This is a genomic window from Bradyrhizobium sp. WSM1253 (assembly GCF_000244935.1).
GTDB classification, from domain to species: Bacteria; Pseudomonadota; Alphaproteobacteria; order Rhizobiales; family Xanthobacteraceae; genus Bradyrhizobium; species Bradyrhizobium canariense.
The window spans coordinates 2,692,313-2,708,673 of sequence record NZ_JH600073.1 but is presented as its reverse complement, the minus strand read 5'-3'; the positions used below and the strand labels follow the sequence as shown (position 1 = coordinate 2,708,673).

8 protein-coding genes are annotated in these 16,361 nt (G+C 59.3%); 7 read left to right on the top strand and 1 reads right to left on the bottom strand.

Going from position 1 to position 16,361, the window contains the following annotated elements; genetic code table 11:
• Nucleotides 1-3: 3 nt before the first annotated feature.
• The 5 genes from BRA1253DRAFT_RS14350 to BRA1253DRAFT_RS40455 all read left to right on the top strand — a co-directional run bounded on the left by BRA1253DRAFT_RS14350 (nt 4) and on the right by BRA1253DRAFT_RS40455 (nt 12,391).
• Entirely contained in the window at nt 4-1,164 is a 1,161-nt protein-coding gene (locus BRA1253DRAFT_RS14350; RefSeq protein WP_198288247.1) for a glycosyltransferase family 2 protein, read from the top strand.
• On the top strand, nt 1,161-4,091 hold the full coding sequence (locus BRA1253DRAFT_RS14345) for a trifunctional glycosyltransferase/class I SAM-dependent methyltransferase/polysaccharide deacetylase (protein WP_007595292.1): 2,931 nt from the start codon (nt 1,161-1,163) through the stop codon (nt 4,089-4,091). Before BRA1253DRAFT_RS14350 ends, BRA1253DRAFT_RS14345 begins: the two co-directional genes overlap by 4 nt.
• Nucleotides 4,088-5,083 (top strand): glycosyltransferase family 2 protein, encoded by a 996-nt coding sequence (locus BRA1253DRAFT_RS14340; RefSeq protein WP_007595290.1) that lies wholly within the window; start codon nt 4,088-4,090, stop codon nt 5,081-5,083. Before BRA1253DRAFT_RS14345 ends, BRA1253DRAFT_RS14340 begins: the two co-directional genes overlap by 4 nt.
• Before the next feature lie 50 nt (nt 5,084-5,133).
• Nucleotides 5,134-6,927, top strand: a complete 1,794-nt coding sequence (locus BRA1253DRAFT_RS14335) for an ABC transporter ATP-binding protein (RefSeq protein WP_198288246.1) — start codon at nt 5,134-5,136, stop codon at nt 6,925-6,927.
• 226 nt (nt 6,928-7,153) lie between these two features.
• The gene (locus BRA1253DRAFT_RS40455) at nt 7,154-12,391 is read left to right on the top strand and encodes an Ig-like domain-containing protein (protein WP_007595284.1); all 5,238 of its coding nucleotides are present in this window, start codon (nt 7,154-7,156) and stop codon (nt 12,389-12,391) included.
• On the opposite strand, the gene BRA1253DRAFT_RS14325 is transcribed toward BRA1253DRAFT_RS40455, so the two are convergent.
• A complete protein-coding gene (locus BRA1253DRAFT_RS14325) occupies nt 12,378-13,844 on the bottom strand; it encodes a lipopolysaccharide biosynthesis protein (RefSeq protein WP_157158586.1) in 1,467 nt (488 codons plus the stop codon). The two genes, BRA1253DRAFT_RS40455 and BRA1253DRAFT_RS14325, sit on opposite strands and share 14 nt — an antisense overlap.
• 415 nt (nt 13,845-14,259) lie before the next feature.
• Here BRA1253DRAFT_RS14325 and BRA1253DRAFT_RS14320 point away from each other — a divergent pair, with 415 nt between their 5' ends.
• Nucleotides 14,260-15,900, top strand: a complete 1,641-nt coding sequence (locus BRA1253DRAFT_RS14320) for a hypothetical protein (protein ID WP_007595276.1) — start codon at nt 14,260-14,262, stop codon at nt 15,898-15,900.
• Nucleotides 15,854-16,348 (top strand): thiol-disulfide oxidoreductase DCC family protein, encoded by a 495-nt coding sequence (locus BRA1253DRAFT_RS14315; protein WP_007595275.1) that lies wholly within the window; start codon nt 15,854-15,856, stop codon nt 16,346-16,348. The genes BRA1253DRAFT_RS14320 and BRA1253DRAFT_RS14315 overlap by 47 nt, the downstream gene beginning before the upstream one ends.
• Nucleotides 16,349-16,361 lie beyond the last annotated feature (13 nt).

Here is a 16,361-nt window from a genome sequence, read left to right as displayed (position 1 = left end):
AAGATGATCGACACCTCATTCGCAAGAATTGGATTGGGAAGAGGCGTGACGCATGTCTCCGTGACGTCGGCGTCCGATGTTGCGGAAACGACGTTGAGCGAGGGCATGACGGTGTTCTGGCGTGCCAACCAACCGATCGGCCATGTGCTGATGCATGAAGGCCAGATAACGGACGCCAGGATCGATCATATCAACGACAGCTTTCTGTCAGCTGTCGACTCCAAAGTGCGAACCCCGACGAAAGTGAGGCTCTCGGCGAGCGTGGTGATCTGCACGCGCGATCGTCCGGACGAGCTGAGCAAATGCTTGTCGTCGTTGCCGCGGCAGACCCATCCTCCACGAGAAATCATTGTGGTGGACAATGCATCGCGCGATCGGAGGACGCGGGATGTCGCGTTGGCCGCGGCAGCAACTTATATTCGCGAGGATCGCCCCGGTCTGGATATTGCGCGCAATGCCGGCGCGCTCCAAGCGACCGGAGATATTGTCGCCTATACGGACGACGATGTGCTGCTTCACCCGCGCTGGCTGGAGCAACTGACATCTGCGTTTGACTCTCCCGAGATCGGTGCAGTGACTGGGCTTGTGCTTCCCGCCGAGCTCGCGACCGAGGCGCAACGGCATTTCGAGACGTATTGGGGATTTGGCAAGGGCTATCGCGAACAGGATTACGACCCCGCAGTTTTCCGATCTCATCGCGGCCAGGTTCTTGCCGCGTGGGAGATCGGCGCCGGAGCGAGCATGGCGTTCCGGCGCGAGGTGTTTCAGGCCGTCGGGCTCTTTGATGAGCGCCTGGACGTCGGTCAGGCCGGTTGCTCGGGCGACTCGGAGTACTGGTATCGATTGCTCGCGGGCGGCTACACGTGTCGTTATACTCCGGCGTCAGTCGCATTCCACTTTCACCGCAGTACAATGGATGGACTGGCCAGCCAGATCTATCACTACATGCGCGGTCATGCAGCCGCACTTTTGGTGCAGTATGAGCGAACGGGGATCTCGGCGAACCGGTGTCTGGCCTACTATTACAAGCCGCGTTGGTATCTCTATCGGCTGCTCCGGAATGCAATGGAAGGAGGGAGCATTCGCGACCGCTTCCTCAAAGAGGAGGTGACGGGGTATTTCGCCGGATTGCTGTTCTATCATCGCCGAAGGTTTCGAAGATGACGGCCCATCCGCGTACGTCCGTCGTGGTGGCCGCCCGCGATGCTGCAGGTACCATTGCCGAAACGCTTGACGGCCTGCTCGCGCAGCGCGACCTCGACTGGGAAGCTCTTGTCGTGGATGACGGTTCGACCGATGCCACGGCCGCGATCGTCGCCGAATATGCGGCGCGGGATTCCCGCTTTCGGGTTCTGCAGTCTGGCGGAGTAGGCGCTTCAGGTGCCCGCAATAAGGGAATTGCAAGCGCGCGCGGCGAACGAATACTGTTCCTTGACAGTGACGATTGGATTGATCGGTCCTTCCTTGCCCGAATGAATGATGCGCTGGATCTCGATCCTTCGGCGGTGGCTGCCTATTGCAACTGTTGCCGGGTCATGCCTGACGGCAGTGAATCTCCCGTTCGCTGCGATCCGGCCATCCAGGACAACGCCTTCGAGCGGTTCGCTCGTACGTGTGCCACGTTCATTCATGGCGTGCTCGTCTTGAAGAGCGCTGTTGCAAAGGTCGGCGGCTTTGAGGCCAGCCTCCGCACGTGCGAAGATTGGGACCTGTGGCAACGGATCGCCCGCTGCGGCGGCAGGTGGATCCATGTTGATGAGAAATTGAGCTATTACCGGACAAGCGACCGTTCACTGACGCAAGATGTCAAACGGATGCTGGCCGACGCGCAGGTGGTCGTTGCTCGCGGATTTTCGAGTGATGATCGCGTTAGCGCGCCGGCACCCGCACATCGGGCGGGAGCGTCAACTGCATACGGCGGCGCCGCGGCGGCGTACGCGTACTTCGCGCTCTGGTGTGCCGGATTTGAATGCGGGCGCAGAAACGCCAGCCATCCAATGCTGGAAACGCTCAGGGACATTCCAAAAGCCCAGACGGCGGCGGACGAGATCACCAGCGTCCTGCTCGAAGCCGTCGTGGTCGGCGCCAGAACGGTGCCTGCCAAGTTGGCGGAACGGTGGTCGCAGTACGGGGACGGGGTAACCGGCCTCATCTTGGCAATCGGCTGTGCGTGGAACGACCCCGCGGCGGGGCGAAAGTGCCAATACAGGTTTGAGCGGAAAGTGCTCGAGTATGACGACCTTTCGGCACCCAGGGTGCTCACACTGACGCTCGGCATGCGCGTTGACCTTCGCCGTATCGCCACCATCAGGCCGATCGGGACCATTGATCGATTATACGTCTATCTCTGCGACGGCCCTCGCATCCTGGCGCTGCTGGATATTGGTGCCCTCGGCACTATCGACAGCCGGTTCTGGATCGCGCTGGCCTCCAATGGCCTGGTTCATTCCCAGATCAGAGCACAGCTCGGAAATCTCGTTCGTGCAAGAATCGAACTTCACAAGTGGACCGGAATGCTTCGTCGTTTCATGCGAGACGGCCGAGATACTCACCGGGCGCGACTGCGCGAGCTGGCCTCGCGAGCTTCAGGCCAGGCGCGGCCGCTGGCCATTTCGGGTATACCCGATTCCAGCAGCCGGATTCGATGTGCCGAAAGGTCTCGACACACCGCGCGCAAGCAATTTTGGGAAGGTCTGTTCGAGCAGGAAGATCCCTGGAACTACGGTTCGCCGTATGAACAGGAAAAGTACAGCCGGCAACTTGAACTCCTTCCAGACCAACCAGTGGACGACGCGCTTGAGCTTGCCTGTGCGGAGGGACATTTCACGCGGCAATTGGCTCCCAGGGTCAAGCGCCTCCAGGCCACCGATATTTCGAATAAGGCGCTCGATCGCGCCCGTGTCCGGTGCAATGGGCATCAGAATATCGAATTCTCCCAACTGGATTTGTCCGCCAATCCGCTCCCGCAGGACATCGATCTGATCGTCTGCTCCGAGGTCCTTTACTACCTCGATGACGAGGCTGAACTCCAATCGGTGGCGAAGCGACTGGTGCAGGCGCTGCGTCCTGGCGGTTACCTGGTGGTTGGGCACGCCTTTGTGCTGAAGGACAACATGTCGCGAACGGGGCTCGACTGGGAGAGTCCGTATGGGGCGGAGACGATCACGCGAATTATCCAGAGCGTACCCGGACTTGCCCTGGAGACGTCGATCGAGACGGAGCTGTACCGTATCGATCGATTCAGGCGGTTACTCCCGGGTGAAGCTGCCCCTGACACACAGGTGAAATGCGCGGCTATCGACGCCCCGATTGAAGTCGAGGTTGTGCGGTACATCGTGTGGGGTGGTGCCGTCGCGCGCAGGTCTGACGTCGCGCAATCCGAAAGACGCGCGCACGCTCCGGTCCTGATGTACCACAGAGTTGCGGTTGAAGGACCACGTGAATTGGCGCGGTACCGGCTGTCTCCCGATGCGTTCCGGCAACAGATGCTGTGGCTTCGCCGCAATGGATACCATACCATCAATTCGGATCAGCTCGCCTGGTTCGTGGCAAGCAATCATCCGTTCGTCGGCAGGCCGGTGCTGATCACCTTCGACGATGGGTACGAGGATTTTGCCGAGCATGCATGGCCGATCTTGCAGGCAAACGATTTCTCGGCAGAGGTGTTCGTTGCGACCGACTTCGTGGGAAAGCGGGCGGAATGGGATGCTCCGTTCGGAGAGCCCGCTCCACTGCTCGACGCGGTCAGGATCGCCGGGCTTGCCGCCGAGGGCGTATCCTTTGGTAGCCATTTGGCGAGCCATCCGCGCGGCGAGGAACTTGCGACCTGGACTCTCGCCGAGGAATTGACGCGATCTCGTGCACAGTTGGAACGATGGCTTAGGCGACCCGTAACGTCACTTGCCGCGCCTTTTGGCTCCACAGATCAGCGGCTTGGAATTCTCGCAGCCGAATGCGGCTACAAGACGCTGTTCAATACTGTCAACCGGGCCGCCACACTAAGGGACAATTTGTTAGACCTGCCGCGAATTGAGATCAGAGGCGATTTTACGCTGGACACATTCGCGCGCTGCCTGGAGCAGTATCAATGAATATGGATGCGTTTCTGGTCGGTGTAGTTATTCCGGCCTTCAACGCCAGTGCAACGATCGACGAGACGCTTCGCAGCGTCAGATCCCAGTCGCACCGGGAGCTGGAAATTATTGTCGTGGACGACGGCTCCACAGACGACACGGTCGCAGTTGTGCAGCGGCATCTGATTCAGGATTCTCGAGTAACAATCATAGAACAAAGTAATGCGGGGGTGGCGGCCGCTCGGAATGCGGGCTGGCAGGCGGCGCGCGCGGACTTCGTCGCGTTCATTGATGCTGATGATCTCTGGACGCCCTGCAAGATTAAACGACAGCTTCAAGCCTTGCTTGATGGAGGAGAACGGACTGGTCTTGTCTACAGCTGGTATGACTGGATCGATGCCGATAGTCGCGTAAGCGCCAGGTCCGATCCCGTGTTTCATGCGGGCGAGGTGCTGGACTATCTCTGTCAGGGAAATTTCATCGGCAACGGCAGCTCGTCACTGGTCCGCCGAGAAGCCCTCATAGTTTCAAAAGGATTCGAGAGTGGACTCAGGGCATCGGGGGCAGAAGGCTGTGAAGATCTGCTGTTCTATTGCCGTGTCGCGGAAGCGTATCGTTTCGCGGTCGTGCCCGAGTACCAGATTGGATATCGCTACCTCCCGAACAACATGTCGAGCAACAAGACCCGGATGTTCCGGTCGTGGATGCTGGTCGCGGATGAGATCATGATGCGGCACCCCGAGCGCGCGGCGCTCCTTGACCTGGGCTTCAGAAACTATGCGCGTTGGTTGCTTCGGAGAGCTCTGACGGGCGGTGAGTTGTGGTACTTCGTTTCAATCTTTGGACTCCTTTTCAAACGGAATCCCTTGCTCGCGCTCAGGGTCGCGGTGCACGATGTGCCGCGGGATACCGTCTCGGAAATCCGGTGGAAATGGCGTCATCGGCGTCGCAGGGCGGTTCGACCCCCGGCTTCGTTGTTTGCCATCGGCGATCCCAGTCAATCGCTATGACACAACACGCGAACAACGCACGAAGACCGAGAGCTGCTCGCCGCGCTGCATTGGTCGAACTGTTCAAGCTGCTCAAGCTTGCTCCGCTGCCCGGTTGGGTGACGCCCGCACTAATTGTCCTTGGCTTGGCTACATCGTTGGCGGAGACGGTCGGGATCACCCTCGTGCTCCTGTTCTTCTATTTCGCCATGGGGCAGGTGGAACTTGCAACGTCGACCAGTGGCCTCCTGGGCGAAGCGCTCCGATACGCGGCGAATTGGTTTCAGAGCTCGACCGAAACTGCTGTCGTTCTGCTCCTTCTCATCATTGCTCGCGGTGCTCTTTCCTTCGTCAACACACTAGTCAGTGCGCGTGTTGGAGAGAAGATCAATGAGGTCGCGCGCAACCGCGTTCATCTGCAGTATCTGTCAACTTCCTATTCGTTCTTCCAACGCCATGACGAAGCATATCTCATGGAGGTGTTGGGAACCGAGACGTGGGTGATCTCCGGGGCATACGCGAGTCTTACCCGCATTATCGTGAGCTCGTGTTCGGTGTTTCTCTTCGCGTCCTTTCTGTTGGCGCTCTCAATCAAGGTAACCGTCCTCGCCCTCGTCGCTTCGATGATTGTGTCGGCCGGATTGCGGCATCTTTCGTTGCCCATGCAGCAGTTGGGTGCCGGTGTAAAGCTGGTTCATCAAAAGCTGGGTGAGCATATGCTGATGACACTCCAGGGTATGCGCACGATCCGCGCGTATGGCCAGGAGGAGATTCACCAGAAACGCTTCGAGCAGGCCTCGACGCAGGCCCGACAGGTCGCACTGCGGCTTGCGCGCCTAACCGCTATGATCTCGCCTCTGACGGAGGTGGGATATCTTGTCGTGCTGTTTCTCGTAGTCGCGTTCGCTGACTTATGGGGAATCGGTTTCGCGACGAGCCTGACCGCGGTCGCGTTGCTCTATCGATTGCAGCCGCATATGCGAGATTTGGAAGGGAACCTGCTGTATATGGCGCAGATCGAGCCTCAGCTTCGGTCCATCAGACACATGCTGTCGACAGATGACAAGGAATATCCGAAGGCCGGGCACGTGGCGGTGGCTAAACTGGAGGACGGCATCTCCTTTCGCAACGTGACGTTCCGCTATGATGCCGGTACGGAGCCCGCTCTTTTGGATGCTTCGTTTGACATTCCGGCGGGGAAGACCACTGCGCTCATTGGAGCCAGCGGAGCGGGCAAGACCACGATCGTAAATCTATTGTTACGCCTGTATTCGGCCAGCGAGGGTGACATACGGGTTGATGGCCGATCCATCGAAGACGTTCGTCGAACCGATTGGCTCGGCATGCTCGCGATTGCGGGCCAGGATGTCGACCTGGTCGAAGGCACGGTAATCGAGAACGTTCGGATGGCCAAGAACGACGCCTCCGAGGAAGAGGTTCGGCAGGCGCTGCGGGTCGCGGGCATTTCAGAGGTCGTCGAGGCCTTACCCGACAAATACGACACCTGGATAGGACAGCATGGCCTGCGCTTCTCGGGCGGTCAGCGGCAGCGTCTTGGTCTTGCACGAGCGGTTGTGCGCAATCCGAAGTTCCTCATCCTCGACGAAGCGATGAGCGCGCTCGATCTGACGCTTGAGGACAGCATTCGACGCGCTATCCAGCTGCAGTTCAAGAACCGAACCTTGTTGCTCATAACGCATCGCCTGGATTCCGTGCGCGATGCGGACCACGTGGTGTGCATTGAAAACGGCCGGGTTCGTGCTGAGGGCCCTCCGGCGAAAGTCCTGGTGAGTCGAGGAGCGTGCGTAACAGGAATTTCGCAAGATGATGTGGTTACCTACCGCATGCGGAATACGGTTCCCTAGTCGGAACCCAGGGTGTCGGCGCCCGCCCGTGAATGACGAGCCCTGCACTGAGCCTCCTGTTGCAAAGCAGCGCGGTTCACACGAGCCCGTAGCATTACGGTGTCTGTGCAGAAATATCCAGCCACCAGCCGATTCGCTCGTCATGCGTCAAATTGCGTCGAATCCATAAGGCTCTTTTGAACGCATGCATAGTTGTGTGCCACGTAAAAGGAGCACGCAATCCATCATGACGATTATCAATGGAAGCGCCGGTGCCGACGTTCTGTTTGGCGGTACTGGAAATGATGTTCTGACCGGAGGAACAGGCAGCGATACTTTCGTCGTCTCGAAGGGGTACGGCTCCGATACCGTCACTGATTTTCAGGCGGGCTTAGGCGGCGATGTGTTGCGATTGCAAAACTACGGCTTTGCGACGTTCGCCAGTTTCCTGGCAGCGGCCGCCCAAATGGGCTCCGATACGGTTGTGACGCTGTCATCCACCGAAACCTTGACGCTGCAGAACGTCGCGCTTTCGACCTTGGTTGCCAGCAATGTCGCACTGGACAGTCCGCTGCCAGCGAGCGGAACGGCATGGAACTGGGCGGGTACCGTCCTCGCGGGCGGCACGCTGACGACCGGGCCGACAAATGACGGCATGGAGGCCGGCGGCACGGGCGTCACGCTTATCGGCGGAGCAGGGGACGACACCTACTATGTCTATGACCACAACACCAAGGTCGTGGAGCAGGCCGGAGAGGGTATCGATACGATCCGTGTCTGGAACATCAACGGATACAGCCTGGTCAATGCGCCGAACGTCGAGAATCTTGTCCTGACGGATAGCGTTCCGTCTCCCGCCACCGGTAACGACCTCAACAACATCATTGTCGGCAATGCCGGCGACAACATGATCGACGGCGGGCGGGGCAACGATGTGCTGACCGGTGGGGCCGGTCGCGACACCCTTGTCGTCACCGCGGGCAACGGCAACGACATCGTCACCGACTTTCAGGCGGGCGCCGGCGGAGATGTCCTGCAGCTCAACAACACAGGCTTCAAGACGTTCGCCGACGTTACGGCGGCCATGAAGCAGGTGGGCACTGACCTTGTCCTGACGACCGCCAACGGCGAAACGATAACGCTTGAAAACACCAGCCTCCAGAATCTCACGGCCGCCAATATAAGCATCGTCAGTCCCCCGACCGGACTGGTCCAGACCTTCAACGACGACTTCAACGCGCTCTCCGCGGGCCAGGATCCGAGCCTGACCTGGCGCACGAGCTATGCCTGGAGCGGAGCCGCAGGGTACGGGCTGGCCGGCGAACAGGAAGTGTATGTCGATCCCAGCTTTTCCGGGCTGCCGGCCACTCAGGCATCAACGTCGCTCGGGCTTAATCCGTTCTCGATTCAGAACGGTCACCTCGTCATCACGGCGCAACCGCTGCCTGCGAGCGCAACGCCTTATACGGGCAGTGCCATATTTTCGTCGGGCATGATCTCGACTCAAAACAGCTTTACCCAGACCTACGGCTATTTCGAGATGACGGCCACGCTGCCCAGTACAAGCGGCGCGTGGCCGGCGTTTTGGATGTTGCCGAGCACTGCCAATAACCTCAACACGGAAATCGATGTGCTCGAAGCCTTTGGTCAGGACCCTGACCAGGCGCATTGGGCCATTCACTCACCGTACGCGCCTTCGACGAACGGGGCCTGGGCCAATACGGCCAACCTGACCGCTGGAGAGCACACGTTTGCGCTCAAATGGACGCCCTACGACCTGACATTGTTCGTCGACGGGAAAGAGGTCGCACAGCAGGCGACACCCTCCGACATGAACACGGCGATGTACATGATCGCCAACCTGGCAATGGGCGGGAGCTGGCCGGGCAACGCCACTGCAGGATCGACGGCGACGATGACCATCGATTCCATCACGGCCTATCAATTGCCGGAGTACACGCTTGCGAACTACACCCTGCTCACGAGTGGCGCGCCGACCAACACGATCGCGGGAAGCGCGGCAGCAGACACACTGACCGGCACATCCGGCAATGACCTGATCGGTGGTGCAGGAGGCGCCGATGTCATGACCGGCGGCGCCGGCGATGACACTTATGTCGTGACCGATTCCGGTGCGAAGGTTATCGAGGCCTATGGCGGAGGCATCGACACCGTAAACTCCTCGGTGACGTATACGCTTTCGAGCTACGTCGAAAATCTGACGCTCACCGATTCGACGGTCGTCAATGCCACGGGAAATATTCAGTCCAACATCATCATCGGCAATTCCGCGGCGAACGTGATCACCGGCGGGCTCGGCAATGATATCCTGACCGGGGGCGGCAGCGCGGATACCTTCGTATTTAACTCCGGCGACGGTTCGGACATCATCACCGACTTCTCGCCGGGATCGGGCGCCGGACACGATGTTGTCCAGTTGAACGGCTTCTCCTTTACCTCATTCGCCGACGTTCAAGCGGCTATGAGCCAGGTCGGAAGCGACGTGTATCTGAAGCTGACGAGCCAGGATACCTTGGTGTTCCGCAACACGACGGTCTCGGCGTTTACCGGCGACGACTTTCAGTTGCCTGCGACGCCGCCGGTCGGGGGGACGATCACATCATGGATCAGCGGGAAAGCGAGCAGCCGCATGGTGTATGGCACCGCGGCCAACGACAAGCTCTCGGCGCTCAATATCGATGACACGCTCATCGGAGGGAACGGCGACGACACCTACGTCATCGGAAGCGCAAACCAGAAGATCGTCGAGAATCCCGGCGGCGGCATCGACAGTGTGGAGGCATGGACGTCGCTCACGCTGTCCACGAACGTCGAAAACCTGACGTTGATGATGGGCGGGCTCGCGGGTGTCGGCAATCAAATGGCAAACCGTATGGTCGGTTCGAGCGGCGACGACATCCTGGACGGCGCCGGCGGGAATGACTGGCTCTCCGGAGGAGCCGGAAACGATACGTTCATTTACAATGGAGGCAGCGGCAACGATTCGGTCGCCGATTTCCACGTCTTCACGAGTGCGACTGCCGAACACGACAAGCTGAGTCTGAAAGGTTACGACAGCGGCGCCTATTTGACCCATGTGAACGATGTGTGGACCGTTCACTACGCTGGTGGAGCGGATACGCTGCGCATTGCCGGCGTCACCAGCTTGACGTCGGCGGACTATTCATTCATTTCCGCGACGAATTCGCCGATGGCGATGAGGTCTATCGCCGTGCCGACGATCTCGGCGGTCAACGACAGTGGCTCGATCGTGTCGGGCCTCATCAATACAAATCATCTGGTTCTCACGGGTCGCGCGCAACCAGGTTTAACCGTCAAGGTTTTCGACGGGGCAAATCAGATCGGCACGACGATCGCCGACGGCAACGGTAGCTGGAGTACGGCGACGGCATTGCTGGCTGAAGGCGGGCACGCTTTTGCCGCCTCAGCGATGGATGGGGTCGGAAACCTCACCGCGCTTTCAGCCGGGGTCAATGTCACCATCGATACGCTCGCCCCGAACGTGCCCAAGCTCGCGTCGTTCTCGCCAGACAGCAACGTTGCCGGCGATGGCATCACCAATGTCAACCACGTGAATTTGACTGGAACCGCGGACGCCGGGAGCACCGTTCAGGTCTTCGACGGAGCGACGATGATCGGAACGGCGATCGCCGATGCCAACGGAGCCTGGTCTTTTGACACAGCAACGTTGGCGGACGGTAATCACACCTTTACCGGCAAGACCGCGGACGCCGCCGGAAACGTCAGCGCTTCCTCCGGCGCGTTGAAGGTCGCGGTCGATACGCGTGCGCCGGTTGCACCTATCCTGACCTCGGGCGCACCTGGAGCTTCGGGCGCGATAATCGTTTCCGGCACGGCCGAGGCCGGAAGTACTGTCCGCCTGCACGAGGGCTCGACTTTGCTCGGCACGGGCGTCGCGGCGACGAGTGGGGCCTGGAGCGTCACCACCGGGGCGCTCACGGCGGGGCAACACAGCTTCACCGCGACCGCCACCGACATCGCCGGTAATTTGAGCCTGCTTTCGAACGCTCTCAGCTCCGCCGTCGGTACGGTGATCGAAGCGGCGGGCACGACATCGCTTATCAAGTCGGGAAGCAACTTTTACCTTTCGACGGCCGGCTCATCGGTGATCCTGAAGAATGGCGGAACAGCGGTTGTCGCGGGGCAGCTTGGCTCATGGGTGCCAGTGGCTGCGGAAGCGTCATCGAACGGCTACCTCGTCGCGTGGAAGATTCCCTCGACCGGCCAGTTCGCAGTCTGGAGCACCGACAGCAACGGCAATTTCGTATTCAACTATTTGAACAAGCTGCCCGGCACCGATCCGGCTCTTACATCGAGCGAGACCCTCTTTCATCAGGATCTCAACGGGGATGGCGTGATTGGTCTTCCACCAGCGCCTCAGAAGGTTTCGGGCACGACAATCGAGGCGTCCGGCTCGACCAGCCTGGTTCTGGTTGGCTCGAATTACTTGTTCGACGCGATGGCCAGCGGCGCGGGGCCGACCTTGAAGTACGGTGGCGTAGCGGTTGTGTCAGGACAGTTCGGCGCCTGGACGCCGGTGGGCGTGGAACAAACGACCAGCGGCTATGATGTAGCCTGGAAGATTCCGGCCACCGGCGAACTCTGTGTGTGGACCACGGACAGCAATGGCAACTATGTATCGAACCTCCTGAACAAGATGTCCCCGACCGACCCTGCTCTTAAAGCAGTCGAGACGACTTTTTATCAAGACCTCAATGGCGATGGTGTAATCAATACGTCATCGACCATCCTCAAAATCTCCGGAAATGTCGTACTGAATCTGGGCAATATGTCACAGGCCGTGACGGTCGACCCGGGCGCCACGCTCGAATTGTCTGGCGCCGCTTCCGGGTCGATCACCTTCAAGGCGTCGACCGGCAATCTGGTGTTGGACCACGCGTCACAATTTACGGGAACGCTCATCGGTCTGACGGGTGACGGCACCGCGTCCAATTCCAACCATATCGACCTGAAGGACATCGCGTACGGAGCGGGAACGTCGGCGTCCTTTTCCGGCAGCACAGCCGGTGGCGTGTTGACCGTGGTCGATGCTCAAAATCACACGGCACATATCTCGCTTGTTGGCGACTACACCAACTCGACCTTCAATCTCTCGAGCGACGGATCCGGGGGCACGCTGGTCATCGATCCTCCGAAGGCCGGCTTCGACTTTTCGGCGGTTGCGCCGTCGCAGCCGCCTGCTGCCGCACCGGCCGTCGGCCCCGCGCGCCTGGGGGACGGTGGCTTCGTGTTCGAGCAGTCCGCTAGCTCCAACGGACATGACATAATCGGCCAGGCGTTTGATCAATCGACCGGGGCAGTGTTCCTCTCGGCGACCACTTGGCCAGGTGTTGACACAGGCGTTCATCAGGTCGACGCCGTTCACGCGATCGCCGCGATCGATGTCCATCTAGCCGCGTTGCACGGCTTCATCCTTCACTAAAGGCCTTTGCCTTTCGAAAAACGTTGCGCAATACGCGTTTCGCCAATGCCCGTTTTCCCGCGAAGAAGGTCATGGGGAGGAGATATGATGCATAGGCAAGCGCCAGCAGCGCAGCCAGCCCAGCGAAGGAGTTTCCATCCAATGAGATGATCGAAATGCTTGTGACGGCCGCCGCAACGCCACAACCGATCCAATGCGGGACAGTCGTCTTGATCAAGCTCCTTGTCGTCACGGGGCCATGACGACCGATCGATATGGCGTAAAGCGGCAGCACGACCGTGCAGTTCACCAGCGTATACGCCGCGGCGATTCCAAGCGCGCCCCAGGGAAGACCGATGAGGAATGAGGTCACGTTGATCAGGGCGGTCCAAACGCCGAGCCTGAAGTACTCTTGGCCACGTCCTTGACTGAGGAATAGCCAAGCTGCCGTCGCGGTCGCGACCTGGATCAAGCCCGCGACGCCAAGCCAAGAAAAAATCGGGGCGGCACCCACCCAATGCTCGCCAAGGAGAACTCTGAAGAGCGGCTCCGAGAGCAGGATGGCGAAGACGATGCCCGGCTGACATATCAGCATAACCATGGAAAGGGCATCGTTGTAGGTGCTCAGATATCTCTCCTTCTCGAAACGAAGCCGTGAAAGCAACGGGACAATCACCTGGCCGATGGGGTTGTGTAATTGGATGATCGGCAGCAGCAACAGCTTATAGGCCCGATCGTACAGGCCGAGTTCGTCGCTCCCTCGAAATCTGCCGATCAGAATGTTGTCCGCATTTCTCGAGAGATAGTTGGCCAGATTGAACCCTGACACGTGCAGGCCAAATCGCGCCATGTGCCGCGTCTCGCTGTCCAGACGGGGATATCCAGGGCGATAGCCAGAGTACGCCCAGATCCCGACTGTCGAAATGAGCGTGAGAACGAGCGTGGACAGGTAAAGTGCCCAATAGTCTCTCAAGATGATTACGGCGACGATCCCTGCGGCAACGGAAGCGGTTGTCGCAGCGACGTCCAGGATTGCCAGGGGCTTGAACCGGGATTCTCTGGCAAGTAGCGCCGCCGGAACGGTCGGAAGGCCAGCAATGAAGCTTAGGCCGGCAATTGCGATCATGAGCTGTTGAAGCCTCCTATCGCCGTAAAACAGCGCAGCCGGATGGGCGCACAACGCCAGAACGAGAGCGGATGCCGCGGAAGCGAGCACCGACAGCCAGAACAGCGCATCGATCTGGCCCTTGGCGATTTCCGTGCGTTGAATGATGGTCTGTCCAATGCCGATGTCCTTGATGAGCCCGAGGAACGTTGCAGCCGTCGCAGACATGGCCAGCAGGCCGAAGTCTGACGGGGCAAGATTTCGCGTCGAGAATATCATCAAGACAAAACCGGCCGTCAGTTTCCAGGCCTGGGAACCGCCCGTTATGAGGATGTTGGTTACGGCCCGTGACTTGCTATCTCTGTCCAACGAGCTCACCCCCGCCACCTCAACAGTCTTGCGCGGTCTTGCGCCTGCCAGCAATGCCGCGGGAAATCCAGCGCGCTGAACGATGGCGGTTCCGATCGTCTCCGGCTTTTAGCTTGGCCTTGACACGAACGGAAGACGTGATCGGGCGATGTGGAATCGGCTACCTGGGCGAGCCTGGTCGAAATAGATTTCAAACGAGGGCCTGACCATCACCAATGTCAATGCCGAGATTTGTGGTCCAATCGATGCCCGCAGTGTGTCCTATTTCAATTCGCAGTGCTGAGGTTCCCGTGAGATGATTTTGTGAGCACTCACGCCAGGGGAAAGGCAACATGCGCTTGCGATGTTTGCAGACCGCTGCTGATTCTATATGTTCGGTTGATCTCGATGGCGAAGCACCGGAGTTCGAGACGGGATGACGTTGTATACCGTTGCATCACGGCAGGGAACCCGGTCTGGCGTCACGTCACTTGCGGGACCTCTCTTCCTCCTTGCAGTAGCCGTCATTCTTTCGGCGATTTCGCGGCGGGCCGTCACGCATCTCGCGCGCTGGTCTGACATTTACGCACTGGTGCTGGTTTGCTTGGCATTTGCCGGCGCGCTCGCCTTCAACTCCATTCGCTACCGTGATTTCTCGCCGCCATTGCGGATCACGGCCGTCGCGATCGGAATGGCGATCTTCGTGCAGTTGTTGTTCGATTCATTGGGGCCTTTTGCGGGGCCTCCCAACATCCTGTTCGGCTCGAGCGACAAAACACTGTTCTTCCGCTACGGTGCGGTGCTTGCGGTTGTGGCAGGAATAGCCGCGATCTGGCGACCTTCATTTCTGCTGCCGCTGTTTTACTTCTATCATGCATGGCGCGAAATGGTGAGCGTCGTGTCCAGCATCTTCGTGACCGAGACCGATTATCTCGGCATGCTCGACATCGGTAACTTCGTCGTCCTTGGCGTGCTCGGCACGATCGTCCTCACCAGCGCCCCGGTGATCGATCGCGTGCCGCGGCTGCGCACACTGTTCGCTTCCGCAGACAACGTGACGCAGCTTCGCGATCGCACCTATGGCTTGATTTGGGCGTGCGCCGTCGGGGCGCATCTCGGCAGCTATTTTTGGTCGGGAATCTCAAAGCTGCTGGCTGGTGGCGAGAAGCCATGGACCTGGCTGCTCGCAAATCCCACGCAAACCTCAATCCTGATGGGACTGGAACGCGGCGACGCCCCTCTCGGCCTATGGCCGGGCGCGTTGCAGACGATCTGGGACGCGATCGCGAGCAACCAGCTGATCTTCAACGTCTTCGTGCTGGGTGCCCAGCTCCTGTCGCCGCTGGGTGCGATCTCGACGCGCGTGCTGTCGTTCTTCTGCCTGCTGTTCGACATCTTCCACATCGGCGTGTACTTCACGCTCGGGGCTCTGTTCTTCTTCTGGATTGCGCTCAACCTGTTCATCGTAGCCGCGGCACGCACGCTGCCACGTGGTGGGTTTACCCCGGCGATGAAGGTTGTGATGGTCGTGACAATCATCTGTGGCCGGCTCTTCTTCTACACCAATTACCTTGGATGGCTGGACGGGCCGAAGCTGGCGAGCCCGCGGCTTTTCGTCGAGACTCGGGATGGTCGCCAGATTCTCGCGCCTTCCACGTATTTCGGTATCTACTCGTACATGATCGGAACCGGAACCATGTACATCCCTGAGAATCATTTCCGGGCTCGCGTTGGCGGCAACAACCACGATCTTGCGACTTGGCACGACGCGACTACCTGCGGCCCGGAGATGCTTCCGCGTCAGGACACAGGCGTAGCCATGGAGGCGGTGGAAAAATTAGTGCGCGAGACGGATCGCTTTTTCCGTGTCTATCCCTGGGTGAAGGACAACAACAGCTTCTATGCCTATCCGCACCACATGCTCTCCAATCCATGGCTGTATGGAGAATTCAACAAGCTGACCATGGACGATATTGTCGCCTATCACTATGTGGTGGACTCAGTATGCCTCGGTCTGGTGGAGGGCAAGCTTGTGCGCGACGTTCGGAAGCGAACGGATTATCGAATTGCCCCATAGCGATGACGATATCTGGGTGGTCTATGACGGCGAATGCCCGTTATGCAGTCGCTATGTTCTGCTGTACCAGTTGCGGGAACGTGGGCAGCGCATTCACCTGATCGACGCGCGTTCGGAGCATCCAATCATAGGCGATATCCGCGCGCGCAACCTCGATTTCAATGAAGGCATGGTGGTTCGCTGGCGTGGGCAGCATTACCATGGGGCCGATGCAATGCATCTGCTGGCAACGCTTGCCGGCAAGGCGACAGTCTTCAATCGCCTCAATCGACTCGTGTTCTCCCGGCCACGCCTCGCAAGGGCACTTTATCCGGCGCTGGTGCGCGGAAGGAAGCTTCTCCTTCGAGTTCTCGGCCGCAAGCTGATCGTTGAAATCAATGCTCCAGAGCAGCGGATACCGGTCGGTCCTTCCGACGAAGACATCAAGCACGACGACGGGGTCCGGTGACGATTGGAGGAAG